At 42.2% G+C, this 16,140-nt stretch carries 15 protein-coding genes; 10 read left to right on the top strand and 5 right to left on the bottom strand.

Translation table 11 applies throughout. The features are described from left to right. Nucleotides 1-18: 18 nt before the first annotated feature. The 5 genes from aceF to ampD form a co-directional block, all read right to left on the bottom strand. On the bottom strand, nt 19-2,016 hold the full coding sequence (gene aceF, locus ABKW31_RS01300; RefSeq protein WP_348614339.1) for a pyruvate dehydrogenase complex dihydrolipoyllysine-residue acetyltransferase: 1,998 nt from the start codon (nt 2,014-2,016) through the stop codon (nt 19-21). Nucleotides 2,017-2,036: 20 nt separating this feature from the next. After that, a complete protein-coding gene (gene aceE / locus ABKW31_RS01305; RefSeq protein ID WP_348614340.1) occupies nt 2,037-4,709 on the bottom strand; it encodes a pyruvate dehydrogenase (acetyl-transferring), homodimeric type in 2,673 nt (890 codons plus the stop codon). A 111-nt stretch (nt 4,710-4,820) separates the two neighbouring features. Then, a complete protein-coding gene (locus ABKW31_RS01310) occupies nt 4,821-5,573 on the bottom strand; it encodes a GntR family transcriptional regulator (protein WP_348614341.1) in 753 nt (250 codons plus the stop codon). Nucleotides 5,574-5,779: 206 nt separating this feature from the next. Next, nucleotides 5,780-6,601, bottom strand: a complete 822-nt coding sequence (gene ampE / locus ABKW31_RS01315) for a beta-lactamase regulator AmpE (protein ID WP_348614342.1) — start codon at nt 6,599-6,601, stop codon at nt 5,780-5,782. 52 nt (nt 6,602-6,653) lie between these two features. Further along, nucleotides 6,654-7,208 (bottom strand): 1,6-anhydro-N-acetylmuramyl-L-alanine amidase AmpD, encoded by a 555-nt coding sequence (gene ampD, locus ABKW31_RS01320; protein ID WP_348615173.1) that lies wholly within the window; start codon nt 7,206-7,208, stop codon nt 6,654-6,656. A gap of 98 nt (nt 7,209-7,306) precedes the next feature. On the opposite strand from ampD, the gene ABKW31_RS01325 reads away from it, so the two are divergent. The 10 genes from ABKW31_RS01325 to ABKW31_RS01370 all read left to right on the top strand — a co-directional run bounded on the left by ABKW31_RS01325 (nt 7,307) and on the right by ABKW31_RS01370 (nt 16,140). After that, nucleotides 7,307-7,816, top strand: a complete 510-nt coding sequence (locus tag ABKW31_RS01325) for a TIGR02281 family clan AA aspartic protease (protein WP_348614343.1) — start codon at nt 7,307-7,309, stop codon at nt 7,814-7,816. A gap of 137 nt (nt 7,817-7,953) precedes the next feature. Then, on the top strand, nt 7,954-8,802 hold the full coding sequence (gene nadC, locus ABKW31_RS01330; protein ID WP_348614344.1) for a carboxylating nicotinate-nucleotide diphosphorylase: 849 nt from the start codon (nt 7,954-7,956) through the stop codon (nt 8,800-8,802). 170 nt (nt 8,803-8,972) lie between these two features. After that, the gene (locus tag ABKW31_RS01335) at nt 8,973-9,416 is read left to right on the top strand and encodes a pilin (RefSeq protein WP_348614345.1); all 444 of its coding nucleotides are present in this window, start codon (nt 8,973-8,975) and stop codon (nt 9,414-9,416) included. Between the two features lie 76 nt (nt 9,417-9,492). Then, nucleotides 9,493-10,704, top strand: a complete 1,212-nt coding sequence (locus ABKW31_RS01340) for a type II secretion system F family protein (RefSeq protein ID WP_348614346.1) — start codon at nt 9,493-9,495, stop codon at nt 10,702-10,704. A gap of 660 nt (nt 10,705-11,364) precedes the next feature. Then, nucleotides 11,365-12,246, top strand: coding sequence for an A24 family peptidase (locus ABKW31_RS01345; protein WP_348614347.1), 882 nt, complete (start codon nt 11,365-11,367; stop codon nt 12,244-12,246). Next, entirely contained in the window at nt 12,243-12,860 is a 618-nt protein-coding gene (gene coaE / locus ABKW31_RS01350; RefSeq protein ID WP_348614349.1) for a dephospho-CoA kinase, read from the top strand. Before ABKW31_RS01345 ends, coaE begins: the two co-directional genes overlap by 4 nt. 125 nt (nt 12,861-12,985) lie before the next feature. Then, nucleotides 12,986-13,738 carry a cell division protein ZapD gene (zapD, locus tag ABKW31_RS01355; RefSeq protein WP_348614351.1) on the top strand — a complete coding sequence of 251 codons (753 nt, stop codon included), beginning with the start codon at nt 12,986-12,988 and terminating at the stop codon, nt 13,736-13,738. Between the two features lie 104 nt (nt 13,739-13,842). After that, nucleotides 13,843-14,070, top strand: coding sequence for a DNA gyrase inhibitor YacG (gene yacG / locus ABKW31_RS01360; RefSeq protein ID WP_348614352.1), 228 nt, complete (start codon nt 13,843-13,845; stop codon nt 14,068-14,070). A 153-nt stretch (nt 14,071-14,223) separates the two neighbouring features. Beyond that, nucleotides 14,224-14,964: a glutathione peroxidase gene (locus ABKW31_RS01365; RefSeq protein ID WP_348614354.1), complete on the top strand. Its 741-nt coding sequence runs from the start codon at nt 14,224-14,226 to the stop codon at nt 14,962-14,964. Between the two features lie 138 nt (nt 14,965-15,102). Continuing rightward, nucleotides 15,103-16,140, top strand: coding sequence for an alpha/beta fold hydrolase (locus ABKW31_RS01370; RefSeq protein WP_348614356.1), 1,038 nt, complete (start codon nt 15,103-15,105; stop codon nt 16,138-16,140).

Here is a 16,140-nt window from a genome sequence, read left to right on the forward strand (position 1 = left end):
CCAATTCTTTCATATTTGTTATAACAACATTTGACGAATGTCACCGAGTACATTGCTTAAGTGCACTACAAACCTAGCGCCCACCGCACCATCGATGACACGATGGTCGTAAGATAGAGACAAAGGTAACATTAAGCGAGGCTCGAATTCTTTACCATTCCATTTAGGCTTCATTTCGCTCTTCGATACACCTAAAATGGCAACATCGGGCGCATTGACGATAGGCGTAAACGCTGTTCCGCCAATTCCACCTAAACTAGAAATAGTAAAACAACTGCCTTGCATATCAGGTGCTTTGAGTTTTCCGTCACGGGCTTTGATACTGATTTCAGTCAATTCACGTGACAGTTCGTAAATGCCTTTTTTGTCGACATCACGCACCACAGGAACCACTAAGCCCCCAGGTGTTTCTACCGCAATACCAATATGGAAGTACTTTTTCTGAATCAAGCTTTCACCTGATTCTGATAAAGAGGTATTAAATACAGGATAGGCTTTCATCGCATCGGCTACGGCTTTCATCATAAACACTAGTGGCGTGATCTTTACCCCTAACTTACGTTTTTCAGCAATCGCGTTTTGTTCTTTACGAAAGTCTTCTAATGCGGTGATATCAGCCTCATCAAACTGCGTTACATGGGGAATAGTTACCCAATTTCTGTGCAGATTAGGGCCGGAAATCTTTTGAATACGAGTTAATGGGACTTCTTCTACTTCACCAAACTTACTGAAATCAACCTTGGGTGCCGCCAATACTTGTAAGCCGCCTGAACCACCCGCTGACACTGAATTGTTAGTGGCTTTGGGACGAGATAACTCGTATTTTACAAATGACTGAACATCTTCCTTCAATACACGCTTTTTAGGGCCTGTACCGCTAACTTGGGCTAAATCAACCCCAAATTCACGGGCTAAGCGACGCACTGATGGCGAAGCATGGGCCTTACCGCCTTTACCTTGATCACCGGCTGATGGATGGTGGGGTACCGGTGGAGCCTTCTGAGCTGAAGAGGCTGGAGCGACTGTTGGCTTAGTGGGTGCTGCATCTGCTTTACTGCTGGTCTCTTTGGCAGGTGCGGCAGCTTTTGCACTGCCAGAAACCTCGAGTAAGAGTACCAAGCTACCTTGCGACACTTTATCGCCAACCTTCACTTTCACTTCTTTGACGACACCGGCTTTAGGTGCCGGCACGTCCATAGTGGCTTTATCTGTTTCAAGGGTAATCAAGCCTGTTTCAGCGTCTATCTTGTCGCCCTCTTTAACTAGAATCTCGATAATATCAACATCAGTATCACCGCCGATGTCAGGCACACTCACTTCGATCACTTCACTTTCGCTGGATGAACTTGTTGGCGCAGACTCAGCTTGAGCAGGTGCTGCTGTTTTTGCTGCAGGTGCAGAGGCTGAAGCGGCACCGGCTACTTCTAGCATAAGCACCAAACTACCTTGAGATACTTTGTCGCCAACCTTGATTTTAATTTCTTTAACAATGCCGGCTTTAGGGGCAGGCACGTCCATGGTTGCTTTATCGGTTTCAAGAGTAATAAGGCCGGTTTCTGCCTCAATTTTGTCACCAACCGCAACAAGTATTTCAATCACTTCAACATCAGTATCACCACCGATGTCGGGTACTTCAACTTCAATTAGCTCAGCAGAACCACTATTGTCTTTCGACTCTTGTTTAGGTTCTTCCTTGGCTTCTTGCTTCTCTGGTTTAGGCTCTGACTTAGTTTCAGCTGGAGCCTTATCTTTTGGTGACTCAGACTCAGCTCCGGCAGCAGCACCAGACATTTTCATGATTAAAGTATCTTGGCTCACTTTATCGCCGACTTTAACCAGTATTTCACTTACTTTTCCAGCGAATGGAGCAGGAATGTCCATACTAGCTTTATCGCTTTCGACGGTAATAAGCGACGCTTCTGCGTCTAGGGTGTCGCCAACGGCTACACAAATTTCAATGACTTCCACTTCTTCGCCACCGACATCTGGTACCAATACATCTTTTAAATCTGACATTTTGATCGTCTCCTATTCGGTTAAGCGTAAAGCGGGTTAGTCTTGTTGCCGTCGATGGCAAATTCTTTCAGCGCGTCAACCAATACTTTTTTATCTAAGTCACCGGATTTCACTAGTTCACGTATAGACGCAATAGCAATAAAAGCAGGGTCAACTTCGAAGTGACGGCGCAAGTTTTCGCGGCTATCAGAACGACCATAACCATCAGTACCTAGTACCTTATATTGACCTGGTACAAAGGCACGTATTTGGTCGGTATAGGCTTTAACATAATCAGTAGCAGCAATAGTTGGACCTTTGTTACCCTTGTTTAATAGTTGGGTAATATAGGGGACTTTCTCTGTACCCTCAGGGTTTATCATATTGAAGTGTTCGCAATTTAGACCATCGCGGCCCAGTTCATTGAACGACGTCACACTATACACTTCCGAACTTATGCCAAACTTCTCATCTAACAACGTGGCCGCAAGGCGAACTTGTTGTAATATGGTGCCAGAGCCCAGTAATTTAACATTAAGTTTGTTTTTCTTTTTACCAACAGTGTCTAATAAATAAGCCCCTTTTACGATGCCTTCGGCTGAACCTTCTGGCATGGCGGGTTGCACGTAGTTTTCATTCATTACAGTGAGGTAGTAAAACACGTTTTCTTGTTCTTCAAACATCCGACGCATACCGTCTTGTACAATAACCGCGACCTCATAACCATAAGTAGGATCGTAGGTAATACAATTTGGAATAAGTGACGCTTGAGTGTGTGACTGACCATCTTGGTGCTGCAAACCCTCACCGTTAAGTGTGGTGCGCCCCGCGGTACCTCCAATTAAGAAACCACGAGTTTGGCTGTCGCCAGCGGCCCAGGCCATATCGCCTACTCGTTGGAAACCAAACATGGAGTAGTAGATGTAAACCGGGATCATGGGTAAATCGTTGGTTGAGTATGAAGTCCCTGCTGCAACAAAAGAGGCCATTGCACCTAGTTCATTAATACCTTCTTGCAATACTTGCCCTTTGGTATCTTCACGATAATAAGCTACTTGGTCAGCATCTTGCGGAACGTATTTTTGTCCTTGATTGGCATAAATACCTACTTGGCGGAATAAACCTTCCATGCCAAAAGTACGTGCCTCATCCGGAATAATAGGAACAACGCGAGAACCAACTTTTTTGTCTTTTAACATCACGGTCAATACACGAACAAAGGCCATGGTTGTTGAAATTTCGCGGTCCCCAGAACCTTTGGTAATCGCATCAAAAGCCGATAGAGCTGGAGCAGGCAGACTTTCACTGCTTTTGGCTAGGCGTTTTGGCATGTAACCGTGCAGCGCTTCACGACGACTGCGCAGATATTTCATTTCAGCGCTGTCTTCATCAAATTTGTAATATGGAAATTCAGCTAACTCATCGTTACTTAATGGAATATTAAAGCGGTCACGAATATGTTGAATGGCTTCCATATCCATTTTTTTCACGTTATGCGCGATGTTTTTACCTTCACCGGCAGAACCCATTCCGTAACCTTTAACGGTTTTAGCCAGAATAACCTGTGGACGACCTTTGGTTTCTGTCGCGCGTTTGTAGGCTGCATAAACCTTAACTGGATCATGACCACCACGATTTAAACGCCAAATGTCATCGTCTGACATATTAGCGACCATGTCTTTGGTTTCTGGAAACTTGCCAAAGAAGTTTTCACGGGTGTAAGCGCCGCCTTTAGCTTTGTAATTTTGATACTCGCCATCAACAGTAGTATTCATGATATCAAGTAGCTTGCCAGTAGTGTCGCGAGCCAATAATGGATCCCAATAACGGCCCCAAATGACTTTTAATACTTCCCAGCCAGCGCCACGGAATGTGCCTTCCAACTCTTGAATGATCTTGCCATTACCACGAACCGGACCATCTAAACGTTGCAAGTTACAGTTAACCACAAAGGTCAAATTGTCTAAGCCTTCACGCGTTGCTAAGCCAATAGCGCCCAAGCTTTCTGGCTCATCTACTTCGCCATCACCCATGAAACACCAAACGCGTTGTTCAGAACAATCTTTCAATCCGCGGTTGGTTAAATACTTTAAGAAACGCGCTAAGTAAATAGCCTGCATTGGACCTAGGCCCATAGATACAGTAGGGAATTGCCAAAAATCAGGCATTAATTTAGGGTGGGGGTAGCTCGATATACCTTTACCATCAACTTCTTGTCTGAAGCCATCTAGTTGGTCTGAACTCAAACGGCCTTCGATAAATGCACGGGAGTATATGCCCGGGGATACGTGGCCTTGAACAAACAAAAAATCGCCGCCGTCTTTTTCATTTGGGGCGCGGAAAAAGTGATTAAAACCCACATCATATAACATGGCAGATGAGGCAAAACTAGAAATGTGGCCACCAAGGTCAAGGTCTTTCTTAGAGCCTCGAACTACCATCATCATAGCGTTCCAGCGGATCGCATTACGGATCTTGCTTTCTATGGTTTGGTCGCCAGGCATAGTAGGCTCTTGGCCTGCAGGGATCGTGTTTAGATAAGCGGTTGTCGCATCATAGGGCAAATGTGCTCCGTTGCGACGAGCTTTTTCTATTAAACTTTCAAGTAGAAAATGGGCTCGTTCTACGCCTTCCTCTTCTAAAACTGTTTCTAAAGAATCTAACCACTCTTGGGTTTCTTGTGGATCCACATCCGAATGCATCATATCAGCCATGGTGCTTCCTATATTAGTTTGTTAATGATGACACTTACTAAAAATCAATAAGGATAGTTTAATTTCCAAATTTGGCATGTAATTTCAATAAGTTGTTTAGTACTTCACTTTCTACTTCACTTCAATACGACGTAAGGCACGCTGCATACGCATGTCTTGTCGATTTATATTTAACAAGGTTTCTTCTATATATGCTAAATGTTCATTACTAGCTTGACGCGCCTGTTCAGGATCACCAGCCAAAATTGCCTGCACAATAAGTTCTCGTTGTCGATTAATCACCAACTGTGCTTCAGAATGCGTAGCTAATACTTCTAAGTTACGTTGAATATTATCTTGCAACATAGTTTGTAAACTACGCATTACATGCAATAACACAAGGTTATGTGCCGCTCCAGCCATGGTTAGATAAAAGCTAACAAGTGCTTTTGACTCAATACTTTTATCAGCAGAATTAGCCCCGAGAGGCAAATCAATTAAAGCTTTTTTTAAGGCCGTGTAATCGTCTGGCTGCCCTCGTAGAGCAGCATAATAGGCTGCCATCCCCTCAAGAGCATGGCGAAATTCTAATAAATCAAATTGCATTTCAGGTCTGTCTGACAGTAAAAGCAATAAAGGATCTGTAATCAGTTCATTTAATTTAGGTTTAACAAAGGTACCGCCCCCTTGTTTACGTTCAACTAAGTTTTTGGTTTCTAATTTTTGAATGGCTTCGCGCACTGAAGGGCGAGAAACGGCAAATCGTTCAGCAAGTTGACGTTCAGGTGGTAGTTTTTGGCCTGCTAAAAAAGTACCGTTTAAAATCATGGATTCAAGTTGTTCCATAATATCATCGGATAATTTTCTAGATTGAATTTTACGCATTGCCACCCTTGGGATTACTGTCTAACGTTTATGTCTTGACTTCGCCATCTTGGTAAATTGGTAAGACCATTTAGCCCAGTAGCTTATTAGACATTTTAAGTTGAGTAAATAGGTGTTTAAAAATCAAGATAAATAGATGGAGTTAATTTCATCTATTTTCTTGATTTAAAAGGGTTTTTACTTAATTTTAGGTGTGGTCCGATCAGCTAGTTTATCCAACCTGAAAGGGTCAAAAGGGCGATAGCAACTAGGATAAACATGACGTTGCGTTTGGCTAAACGAACCAAGGTGCAAGGCTCTTCGGTACAATCCTTTTCGTCTGGTTCTATTTCTTCGGCTTGTTTAGCAACATTGAGTAGTAAGCTTTTGGCATCTATTTGTGGGTCCAGTAAATACCCAAACCAGATAGGAAAAGCCCGTGAAAAATGACCGACTAACAGAAAACCCAAAGCCGTAATACGCACCGGCACCCAATCAAGTACGTACAGTAATTTGTCAGCATCAATCGCTTCAGGATGAGAGTTTAGCTTAAGTTGTTTGTTCATTTCTCGACTTAGCACATACAGTAAGGCTCCAGCTGCGCCTAAGGCGGTAAACCACAAGATGACGGCGGCATAATGTAAGTAGTTTTGCCAAACCAAGTTACGGCCAAATGATTCGATCCCTTCGTCTGAGTTACCGAGTTGTTCTGCATAAAGGCTACAGGCCTCAATATCGCCTCGATTGGCCGCCTGTAAAAAACACTTGTAGGTTGCACGAACTGCGGGGCAGCCTACACAAACCATTAATATCGCTGTACTGGCGACTAATTCAATCAATCCACCTGCCAGTTGTTGCACTAAAATGTAGACGACAAAGACCGGTAGGATGATACTTCCTAGCCACCAATAACTTTTACTTGATTCTTCTAAATCCTCTTTTTTGAAGGCTTTCACTAACTTATTGAAATAAAATTCAAATTGCCAGTATTGTGATTTTGTGGTCACCCGCTCAACCAGTAAGACCAAGAGCAAACTGATTATTGTCATAAGACATTTTCTCCAAAATTAATAACTTACTTAATATATCACTTAAACCCAGTTAAAGGGCAACCAAGCATTGACGATAAAAAGACCAATCAAACATTGGCCCTGGATCCGTTTTGCGTTCAGGGGCAATATCACAATGTCCAACAATGCGTGACAGCTTTATTTGTGGGAAAAGCAACATTAAATAGTGGCTTAGTTTTACCAAGCTAGCATATTGGATAGGAGTATAGGCTATATGATCAGCACCTTCTAACTCAATGCCAATAGAATAATCATTGCAAATGCTCCTACCCTGAAAACTCGATTTACCAGCATGCCATGCCCGTTGTGTAAATGGTACAAATTGTATTATTTCACCATTGCGTTTTATCAAACAATGGGCTGATACACGCATCTCAGCTATTTCGCTAAAATAAGGATGGATATTTTTATCAAGTTTCCCACAAAAAAACGCTTCAATATGTTTACCGCCAAACTGGTTGGGGGGTAATGAAATGTTATGAATAACCAACAATGACACATTGTCTGGCTTAGGTCTGGCATCACAATGCATGCTTGGGCATTGTAACGCAGGGGGATAAAAGTCACGGCTTGGTTCGGTATTGATAATGTAGCTTCTTCTAATAATATCCTCTGGCAGTTATCATAGTAATCAGGATAAGGTCCTGGTCAAGTAGCAGTTTAGGTTTTAAATAGGAGATAACTTTGTCTGAGCAACACAGTGCGATGGGAAAATGGATGCTAATTTTTGCTTGGGTAGCGGGTTTAGCTTTGCTAGTAGTGGTATTTGATGAGCAGCTCGAAGAGCAATTTAACCCCAATAGAAAACCTATTTCAAGCACCTTGCAAGGAGTGAGCGAGGTGCAATTAAAACAAAATCGCAATGGCCACTATGTCAGCAATGGTTTAGTCAATAATGAAGCTGTGGTGTTTTTATTGGATACAGGTGCTACTCATGTATCTGTGCCGTTACACTTAGCAAAACGCCTCAATTTAACTGCGGGTGCTTTGTATCCAGTGCAAACTGCCAATGGTATTGTGCAAGTCGCACGGACCACAATTGGACAACTTTCAATTGGAGATATTCAACTGTTTGATGTGCAAGCCAGCATTAACCCTGCTGACCAAAGTGATGAAATATTATTGGGCATGAGTGCATTAAGGCAGTTAGAGTTCACCCAAAAAGGCGAATGGCTGATATTACGCTCATTGTAGGAACGGCTTTAGCCGCGAAAAATCAAACCGCAGCTTCAAGCAAGCGCCTTCGAAATGCGAGGTTCCGCCCCACATATGCAAGACCTTATTAACGGGTAAAAATAATCCAAAATAAAATAAAACAAAAAAGGGAAAATATGTTGCAAGAACACATTACACAAGCAGTAAGCTTTGCGTTATTTGAAGACTTAGGTGGTAAGCCAATCGAAACCGGTGATATTACGGCCAATTTAATTCCTCAAGACCAAATGATTCAGGCACAAGTAATTACCCGAGAGCCTTGTGTATTAGCTGGGGCCGAATGGGTCAATGAAACCTTTCGTCAACTTGATCCCAATATAAAAATTACGTGGCTGGTTAAAGATGGCGAACACTTGCAAGCCAATCAAGCTATTTTTCAGCTTAGTGGTGCGGCTCGCGCTATTTTAACCGGAGAAAGAACGGCCTTAAACTTCTTGCAAACCTTAAGCGCCACTGCAACACAAGTTGCTGCATGCGTTGCAGAACTCGTTGGCACCCAAACACAACTATTAGATACGCGGAAAACACTGCCTGGAATGCGACTTGCGCAAAAATATGCAGTGACCTGTGGTGGTGGCAAGAATCACCGCATAGGCTTGTATGATGCTTTTTTGATTAAAGAAAACCACATTATGGCCTGTGGCTCAATTGCTAAGGCGATTGAACAGGCAAGATCACAACATAGTGAGTTAGCGGTTGAAGTCGAAGTAGAAAATTTAGCTGAATTAACTCAAGCTATTGAGGCAGGGGCCGACATTGTTATGTTAGACAACTTCAGTATTGCCTTGATAGAGCAAGCAGTCATACTTAATCAAGGTAGAAGTAAACTTGAAGTGTCTGGTAATGTGACACGTGAACGTTTAAAAGCACTGTCTGCAACAGGAGTGGACTACATTTCTTCTGGTGCGCTGACTAAAAACGTTAATGCCATTGATTTATCACTGAGAGTCATAAAGTCACGATAATGTTATTTAATTTTCACACTTTAGACTTAAGTATGTTTTTAGATACTTGTCAGATTGTTAAGTCGTTCTATACTAAACAGGAATTTAAAGAACGCCATTAAGCAGCCCACTGTCATTGGCACAAACTTGAAAAACCACTACGCACTTATAAAGTGTTGGAGAAATACACCATGAACATGAATCAAATGAACAATGTTAAAAAACAAGGCGGCTTCACACTAATCGAACTAATGATTGTTGTAGCTATTATCGGTATTTTGGCCATGATCGCTTTACCTGCGTATCAAACTTACACAGCTAAGGCTGGATATAGTGAAGTGGTTTCATCGGCTGGCCCGGCTAAAACTGCCGTTGAAGTTTGTGTACAAACAGGCATTCCAGCTGATTGTTCAACTATCGCTGCACAGGCTGGTTGGAGTCAAAGCCCATTAGTTACTAGCGTTGCTATAACAGGCGCTGCGGGCGGTCCATATACTATTACTGTCGTTCCTACTGCCGGTGTGCGTAGTGGCGTTGCTGTAACTGATACTTATGTTGCTGTTGGTACAGTAGCAAATGGCACTACTACTTGGGATACAACAACTGGCGGATGTGTCGCTACTAACTTGTGCTAATCAATACTAGTAAATAAAATAAGAAGCCCAGAATTGTCTGGGCTTTTTTTGTTACGGACTTACTGAGAAATTCATTATGGCTACTGCTCCCATTACTTATATATACAATGGCGCTAATAAACGCGGTCAAGCGGTTAAAGGTGAAATATCGGCTACGTCGATAGTAGAAGCAAAAAATCAATTGCGACGCCAAGGTATCTCTGCCAAAAAAGTTAAAAAGTTAAGCAAACCTTTATTTGGCAAAGGCGCTGAAAAAATTAAACCGATGGACATTGCGATTATATCTCGTCAACTGGCAACTATGCTCAGTGCCGGTGTAACGCTGATTCAATCCATCGATATGATTGCGCAAGGCCATAATAATGTGAACATGCGTAAAATGTTGGCAGCCGTTAGTAATGAAGTAAAAGCCGGTAATCCCTTATCTAATTCCCTGCGCAAACATCCTGACCAATTTGACGATCTTTACTGTGATTTAGTAGAAACCGGTGAACAATCCGGAGCGCTAGAAACTATTTATGATCGTATTGCGATTTATAAAGAAAAAGCCGAAGCACTAAAGTCAAAAATTAAAAAAGCCATGTTTTATCCAGTGGCAGTTATTGCAGTAGCGTTTATTGTTACCACCATATTGCTAATTTTTGTGGTACCGCAATTTGAAGAGATTTTTAGTAGTTTTGGTGCCGAGCTGCCTGCCTTCACCCAATTTGTTTTAGTGATCTCACGTTTTATGCAAGATTATGGTCTATTTGTTGGCGCTGGTTTGTTTGCGGCCAGCTACTTATTTAAACGGGCGCATAAAAAGTCGAAAAAATTACGTGATTCAGTTGATGCTAAATTACTTAAAATCCCCGTTATTGGTGAGATTCTTAAAAAAGCCGCAGTGGCACGCTTTACCCGAACATTATCTACAACCTTTGCTGCTGGTGTGCCCCTTATCAGCGCGCTAGACTCTGCAGCCGGTGCCGCAGGCAATGCTATATTTCGCGATGCCATTTTATTTGTTAAAAAAGAAGTAGCAGGCGGGATTCAAATGAATGCCGCGATGCGCACGACCGGTGTGTTCCCAGAAATGGTGGTGCAAATGATTGCCATTGGTGAAGAAGCGGGTGCAGTTGATGAAATGCTTAGCAAAATTGCGTTTATCTATGAGGCTGAAGTCGATGACTTAGTTGATGGTCTTACTAGCTTATTAGAGCCACTGATAATGGCGGTATTAGGTGTTGTTATTGGTGGGTTAATTGTGGCTATGTACCTGCCGATATTCGAAATGGGTAATGTTATTTAGGGTATAAAGCAGCTTCGAGCAGCGAGTTTTAAGTTAAAGCCGCCGAGAGGGAGCTATGTTGTAGGAGCTGCCGGTGACCGGCGCGGTTCAGCTGCGAACAGTCATCCTAGCTAATAATTGGATATTGGTTGTTAAATCAGCATTTGTTGTTGATTTATCTTTTGTAGGAGCTGCTTCAGCTGCGAACAAGTATCCTAGCTAATAATTAGACATTGGTTGTTAAATTAGCATTTGTTGTTGATTTGTTCGTCCCTAAAGGAACTCCTACAAAAGAGGGGGGCACTTGTAGGAGCTGCCGGTGACCGGCGCGGTTCAGCTGCGAACAAGTATCCTAGCTAATAATTAGATATTGGTTGTGGAATCAGCATTTGTTGTTGATTTATCTTTTGTAGGAGCTGCCGGTGACCGGCGCAGTTCAGCTGCGAACAAGTATCCTAGCTAATAATTAGACATTGGTTGTTAAATTAGCATTTGTTGTTGATTTGTTCGTCCCTGAAGGAACTCCTACAAGAGGGGGGCGCTTGTAGGAGCTGCCGGTGACCGGCGCAGTTCAGCTGCGAACAATCAGCTCAGAAGCAAACAAATATTGAACCGTAGATTGACGTCAGTATTTCTGGCAAGCTATAGCGTTTTTCTTTCTTGACTTAAAAGTACTTAATTATGGATATTTGGATTCAGCTAATGTCGCAGTCGCCGACGTTTTTTATTGCTTTGGTTTTTGTTGTCAGTTTAATGGTTGGCAGCTTCCTGAATGTAGTTATCTATCGTTTACCCATTATGATGGAGCGAGCATGGCGTAAAGAATGCGAAGACTTTTTGCACCCTGAGCGCCCGCAAGATGCCAATAATGGCCCTGCATTTAATCTCATCAAACCCGATTCAACTTGTCCTAGCTGTCAGCATAAAATCAGAGCGTGGGAAAATATTCCGCTGCTGAGTTGGTTATGGCTAAAGGGAAAATGTAGCCAATGTCTTAATCCGATTTCAATTCGATATCCTTTGGTTGAATTAACTACCGCTGTGTTGAGTGCTATTGCCGCTTGGCATTTTGGCTTTGGGGTTCCTGCTTTGTTGGCAGTTTTGGCTACTTGGCTATTAATAGCGATGACCTTTATTGATTTGGATAAAATGTTGTTGCCTGACCAACTCACTCTCAGTCTGCTATGGATTGCTTTAGTCGCCAGCGTAAGCGGCGTGTATGTCAGTACAACTGATGCGATTATTGGTGCCGCAGTGGGATATCTATGTTTATGGTCACTTTATTGGGCATTTAAGTTGCTCACCGGTAAAGAAGGCATGGGTTACGGCGATTTTAAATTACTGGCCGCCCTAGGCGCTTTAGTCGGTTGGCAACAATTGCCAGTTGTCATTCTATTATCCTCTTTTGTGGGGGCGATTGTTGGGATCAGTTTAATCCTAGTTCAAGGCCGCGATAAAAGTCAGCCTATTCCATTTGGGCCATACCTAGCTGCCGCTGGCTGGTTAACCTTGCTCTACGGAGATTGGTTTGTTAGTCAATATTTAAATTGGATTGTACAATGAGTCGCTTTGTTGTGGGTGTAAGTGGTGGCATAGGTAGTGGTAAAACCACCGTTACTGATCTTTTTGCCCGTCTCGGTGTGGATATTATTGATGCTGATGTTATTGCCAGAGATGTCGTCGCCCCGGGTACGGTGGGGTTAAGTCAGATAGTGGCTAAGCTAGGTAAAGAAATTTTAGATGAAAAAGGCCAGCTTAATCGCAGCCTACTTAGGCAAAGAGTTTTTGCTGAGCCTGAACTTAAAGCGTGGCTTAATCAATTACTTCACCCACTGATCCGTCAACAAATGCAGCAACAAACGCAAGCGGCAACATCACCATATTGCATATTAAGTGTGCCTTTGTTAGTGGAAAATAGCTTAGCTAAGTCGGTGGACCGTGTATTGATTGTCGACGTGTCTGAAGCAACTCAGTTGCAACGCACTGTGCAAAGAGATAACAGCAATGTTGAACAAATTTCTGCTATCATGCGTGCACAAGCTAGCCGAGAACAACGTTTAGCTATAGCCGATGATGTAATACAAAATGAAGGCGGCCCCAAAGATCTAGTAGATAAGGTGGCGGAATTACATCAACTTTACGGTAAGTTGGCTGCACAAACACACAGCGTTATTTAGTTTCCTTTCTGCAATTTGCAATAACAGCCTATTGATTTGTTTAAAAACTCTTTACAATGTGAGCTTGTCTCGTTAATGAGTCATCAAACAAACGCTTAAATCCAAAAATTAATTAAAGAGTAACTATGTCACAAGCGATCTACGAATTTCCGCTCAATGAAAAGGTCAGAACGTATCTGCGCCTCGAGCAACTTTTTAAACAGCTTGTACATGCCAATTCAGCCAATGAGAGCTGGCAGTTTATCAATTTTTTTAGTTCATTATTTACCCTACTTGATTTGTTGGAGCGCCTTGATTTGCGCACTGACGTATTAAAAGATATTGAACAACATGAAAAGAATTTGGTCATTTGGTCGCAGCATCCAAATATCGATAACGAAGCTTTGCAGGCATCATTACAAAAAATATTACGTTTGAGAGAGTCTCTTAAAGGTAATAAAAAAATTGGGGCAGATTTAAAAGAAGACCGTTTTTTGGCCTCTATCCGTCAACGTTTTAGTATTCCTGGTGGCACGTGTAGCTTTGATTTACCCAGCTTGCACTACTGGTTACAACAGCCTAGTGCCAACAAATTAAAACAGGTTAATACCTGGATGTTAGAATTGACCCCCATTAAAGAAGCGATAGAAATAACACTTTCATTTTTGCGTGAGCGTGGCCGTTTTGTGCAATACAACGCCGAAAAAGGTTTTTATCAGGGCGTGGCAGAAGATAAAAATGAATTGATCCGTGTTTTTAGCACTACTGATCAAGGTTATTATCCTATGCTCAGTGGTAACAAATATCGCTATGCTATTCGTTTCACATTATTTACTCCCACAGTGCAAGGGAGTAGTGGTGTGGATGCAGTGGTGCCTTTTCAATTGGCTTGTTGTTAGTCAAGCACGCTTGCTATCTGCTTTAGGGTGCATAGTTTTTATAATTAACCCATTTAACTTTATGTTTTTAAACAATCGTCACCCGAACTTAGGTTAATTTTCTTATGAATGTAGTTTGTCCAATGTGTAAAAAAGAAGTGGAATGGTCTCCCGCTAGTGCGTTTAGACCCTTTTGCTCAAAACAATGTCAACTTATCGATTTAGGTGAGTGGGCCAATGAAGAAAAAGCCATTCCCAGTGGTGCAAATAAAGATCAAGAAACCAGTGCTTTGCCAAGTATAGAAGATATTGATGCTATGTTAGCCGAAAAAGGTGATGATTTTTTTCAATGATTTTTAATTAAATGAATTGAAAAATGTTTTTTAATCGTTATTTCCTATTGGTTGCATCGTTTTTATGACTTATCTTTTGTAGCAATAACGGTTTACTCTATTGGCATTGATTGAACAGAACCAATCGAACAACCTACTAGAAGAGGAAAACTTATGACTAATCCAAATTTTCAAGATAAAGCCGGACAAGCTGTACCGAATGTAACTTTTGCTACGCGCGTTAATGATGAATGGGTAAAGCGTAGCACCGACGAATTATTTAAAGGTAAAACCGTTGTGGTGTTTTCACTGCCCGGTGCGTTTACCCCAACATGCTCTTCTACGCATTTACCACGTTACAACGAGTTAGCCAGCACATTCAAAGCTAATGGCGTAGACGACATTATTTGTATGTCAGTAAATGATACCTTTGTCATGAATGCATGGTCGGCGGATCAAGAAGCTGGTAACGTAACGCTTATTCCCGATGGCAATGGCGAGTTTACTCAAGGCATGGGATTGTTGGTAGATAAAGCTGATTTAGGGTTTGGCAAGCGCAGCTGGCGTTATTCTATGTTGGTTAAAGATGGCATTGTAGAAAAAATGTTTATCGAACCAAATAAGCCTGGTGACCCATTTGAAGTATCTGATGCTGATACTATGTTGGGTTATATTGCACCAGACGCAGTTAAGGCAGTGCCTACTACCATTTTGACTAAACCGGGTTGTCCTTTCTGTGCTAAAGCAAAGAACTTACTCGACGAGAAGGGTTATGCCTACGAAGAGTTAGTGATGGGCAAAGAGGTCTCTTTTACCTCACTTAAAGCACTTTCAGGAAAAGAAAGCTGGCCACAAATATTTATTGGCGGCAAACATATTGGCGGCAGTGATGAGCTAGCGGCATACTTTGCCTAAGTTTTTTTAAAATTAAAATAAAACGGCGCCTTGGAGGCGCCGTTTTTATTGCAACACACTAAACATAGATTAAAGCCATGGCGAAAAAACGCTAGGCTCGTTATAGTAAGGAGCTTATCTCAATCTAAGAATCTTACTATGCAATCAAAACATTTCTGCGTTTTTTATACTCTTGTTTTTCTTTATCTGGGTTTTGCCTCTGCGTCTAATGCCCAAGAACTGGACGGCGCGTTTAATCGCTTTGAACAACTTTACCAAGCTCAGTTAGGCACTACCCAAGGTTGCCAAACCCCCAGTTTAGCTGAGTTCTCAGTTTGCTCTGCGGCATTGAGAAACGACGGCAATGCCCCCTATATTCTGCATCACAATAAAGTGACTGAAAAAGTCATTGTATTGTTTCATGGTTTGAGTGACTCACCTTTCTACTTGCGTTCCATCGCTCAATCTTTTCACGCTGAAGGTTATAATGTAGTCGTGGCTTTACTGCCGGGTCATGGTTTGAAAAGTGCTGACACAGATATGGAAGATCCTCAATTAGCCGCCAAATGGCGCGATCTTGTAGACAAGGTGGTTAACTTAGCAAGTGACTTAGGTCAACGCGAGGTTATTGGTGGTTTTTCTACGGGCGGCGCTTTAGCCACAGAGTATGTATTACATCACCCTAATAAACTCGAAGGTTTGATGCTGTTTTCTGGCGCTCTACGCTTAGAGTCAAAGGCAGAAATGTTAGCCAATGTATGGGGCATGAGATGGGTTGCCAAAAAATTAGACGGTGATTACGCAAGCGAGGGACGCAACCCCTACAAATATCCGTCTGTTGCTACCTTTGCAGCCTTTCAGCTTGTTGATGTCATTATGTCGACACGAGAGCTGATGGAAAATAATAGTGAATTAAATCTACCTATTTTTGTTGCCCATTCTCAAGCTGATGCCACCACCTTAATTCAAGGGGTTAAAGACTTAATGGCTTATAACCAAGGAGAAAATCAATTTTTTGAAATTCCGCAGTCTGAAAATGTCTGTCATGCTGACTTGGTTATTAGTGCAGAACAACTTATCGCGATGAAATACGATATGACGGGAATTGAAGAGACCGAGTCTTGCTCAATACCTAAAGCCAATCCCTTACATGCTCAGATGTTGAAAGCTGCTATTCGCTATCTACGAGAACATTAA

This window comes from Paraglaciecola sp. 25GB23A (assembly GCF_040012495.1).
In the GTDB taxonomy this organism is placed as follows: Bacteria; Pseudomonadota; Gammaproteobacteria; order Enterobacterales; family Alteromonadaceae; genus Paraglaciecola.

Coding starts and splice junctions, on each gene's coding strand:
- aceF (WP_348614339.1), bottom strand. CDS start 2,016: ATGTCAGATTTAAAAGATGTATTGGTACCAGATGTCGGTGGCGAAGAA.
- aceE (WP_348614340.1), bottom strand. CDS start 4,709: ATGGCTGATATGATGCATTCGGATGTGGATCCACAAGAAACCCAAGAG.
- ABKW31_RS01310 (WP_348614341.1), bottom strand. CDS start 5,573: ATGCGTAAAATTCAATCTAGAAAATTATCCGATGATATTATGGAACAA.
- ampE (WP_348614342.1), bottom strand. CDS start 6,601: ATGACAATAATCAGTTTGCTCTTGGTCTTACTGGTTGAGCGGGTGACC.
- nadC (WP_348614344.1), top strand. CDS start 7,954: ATGTTGCAAGAACACATTACACAAGCAGTAAGCTTTGCGTTATTTGAA.
- ABKW31_RS01335 (WP_348614345.1), top strand. CDS start 8,973: ATGAACATGAATCAAATGAACAATGTTAAAAAACAAGGCGGCTTCACA.
- ABKW31_RS01340 (WP_348614346.1), top strand. CDS start 9,493: ATGGCTACTGCTCCCATTACTTATATATACAATGGCGCTAATAAACGC.
- ABKW31_RS01345 (WP_348614347.1), top strand. CDS start 11,365: ATGGATATTTGGATTCAGCTAATGTCGCAGTCGCCGACGTTTTTTATT.
- coaE (WP_348614349.1), top strand. CDS start 12,243: ATGAGTCGCTTTGTTGTGGGTGTAAGTGGTGGCATAGGTAGTGGTAAA.
- zapD (WP_348614351.1), top strand. CDS start 12,986: ATGTCACAAGCGATCTACGAATTTCCGCTCAATGAAAAGGTCAGAACG.
- yacG (WP_348614352.1), top strand. CDS start 13,843: ATGAATGTAGTTTGTCCAATGTGTAAAAAAGAAGTGGAATGGTCTCCC.
- ABKW31_RS01365 (WP_348614354.1), top strand. CDS start 14,224: ATGACTAATCCAAATTTTCAAGATAAAGCCGGACAAGCTGTACCGAAT.
- ABKW31_RS01370 (WP_348614356.1), top strand. CDS start 15,103: ATGCAATCAAAACATTTCTGCGTTTTTTATACTCTTGTTTTTCTTTAT.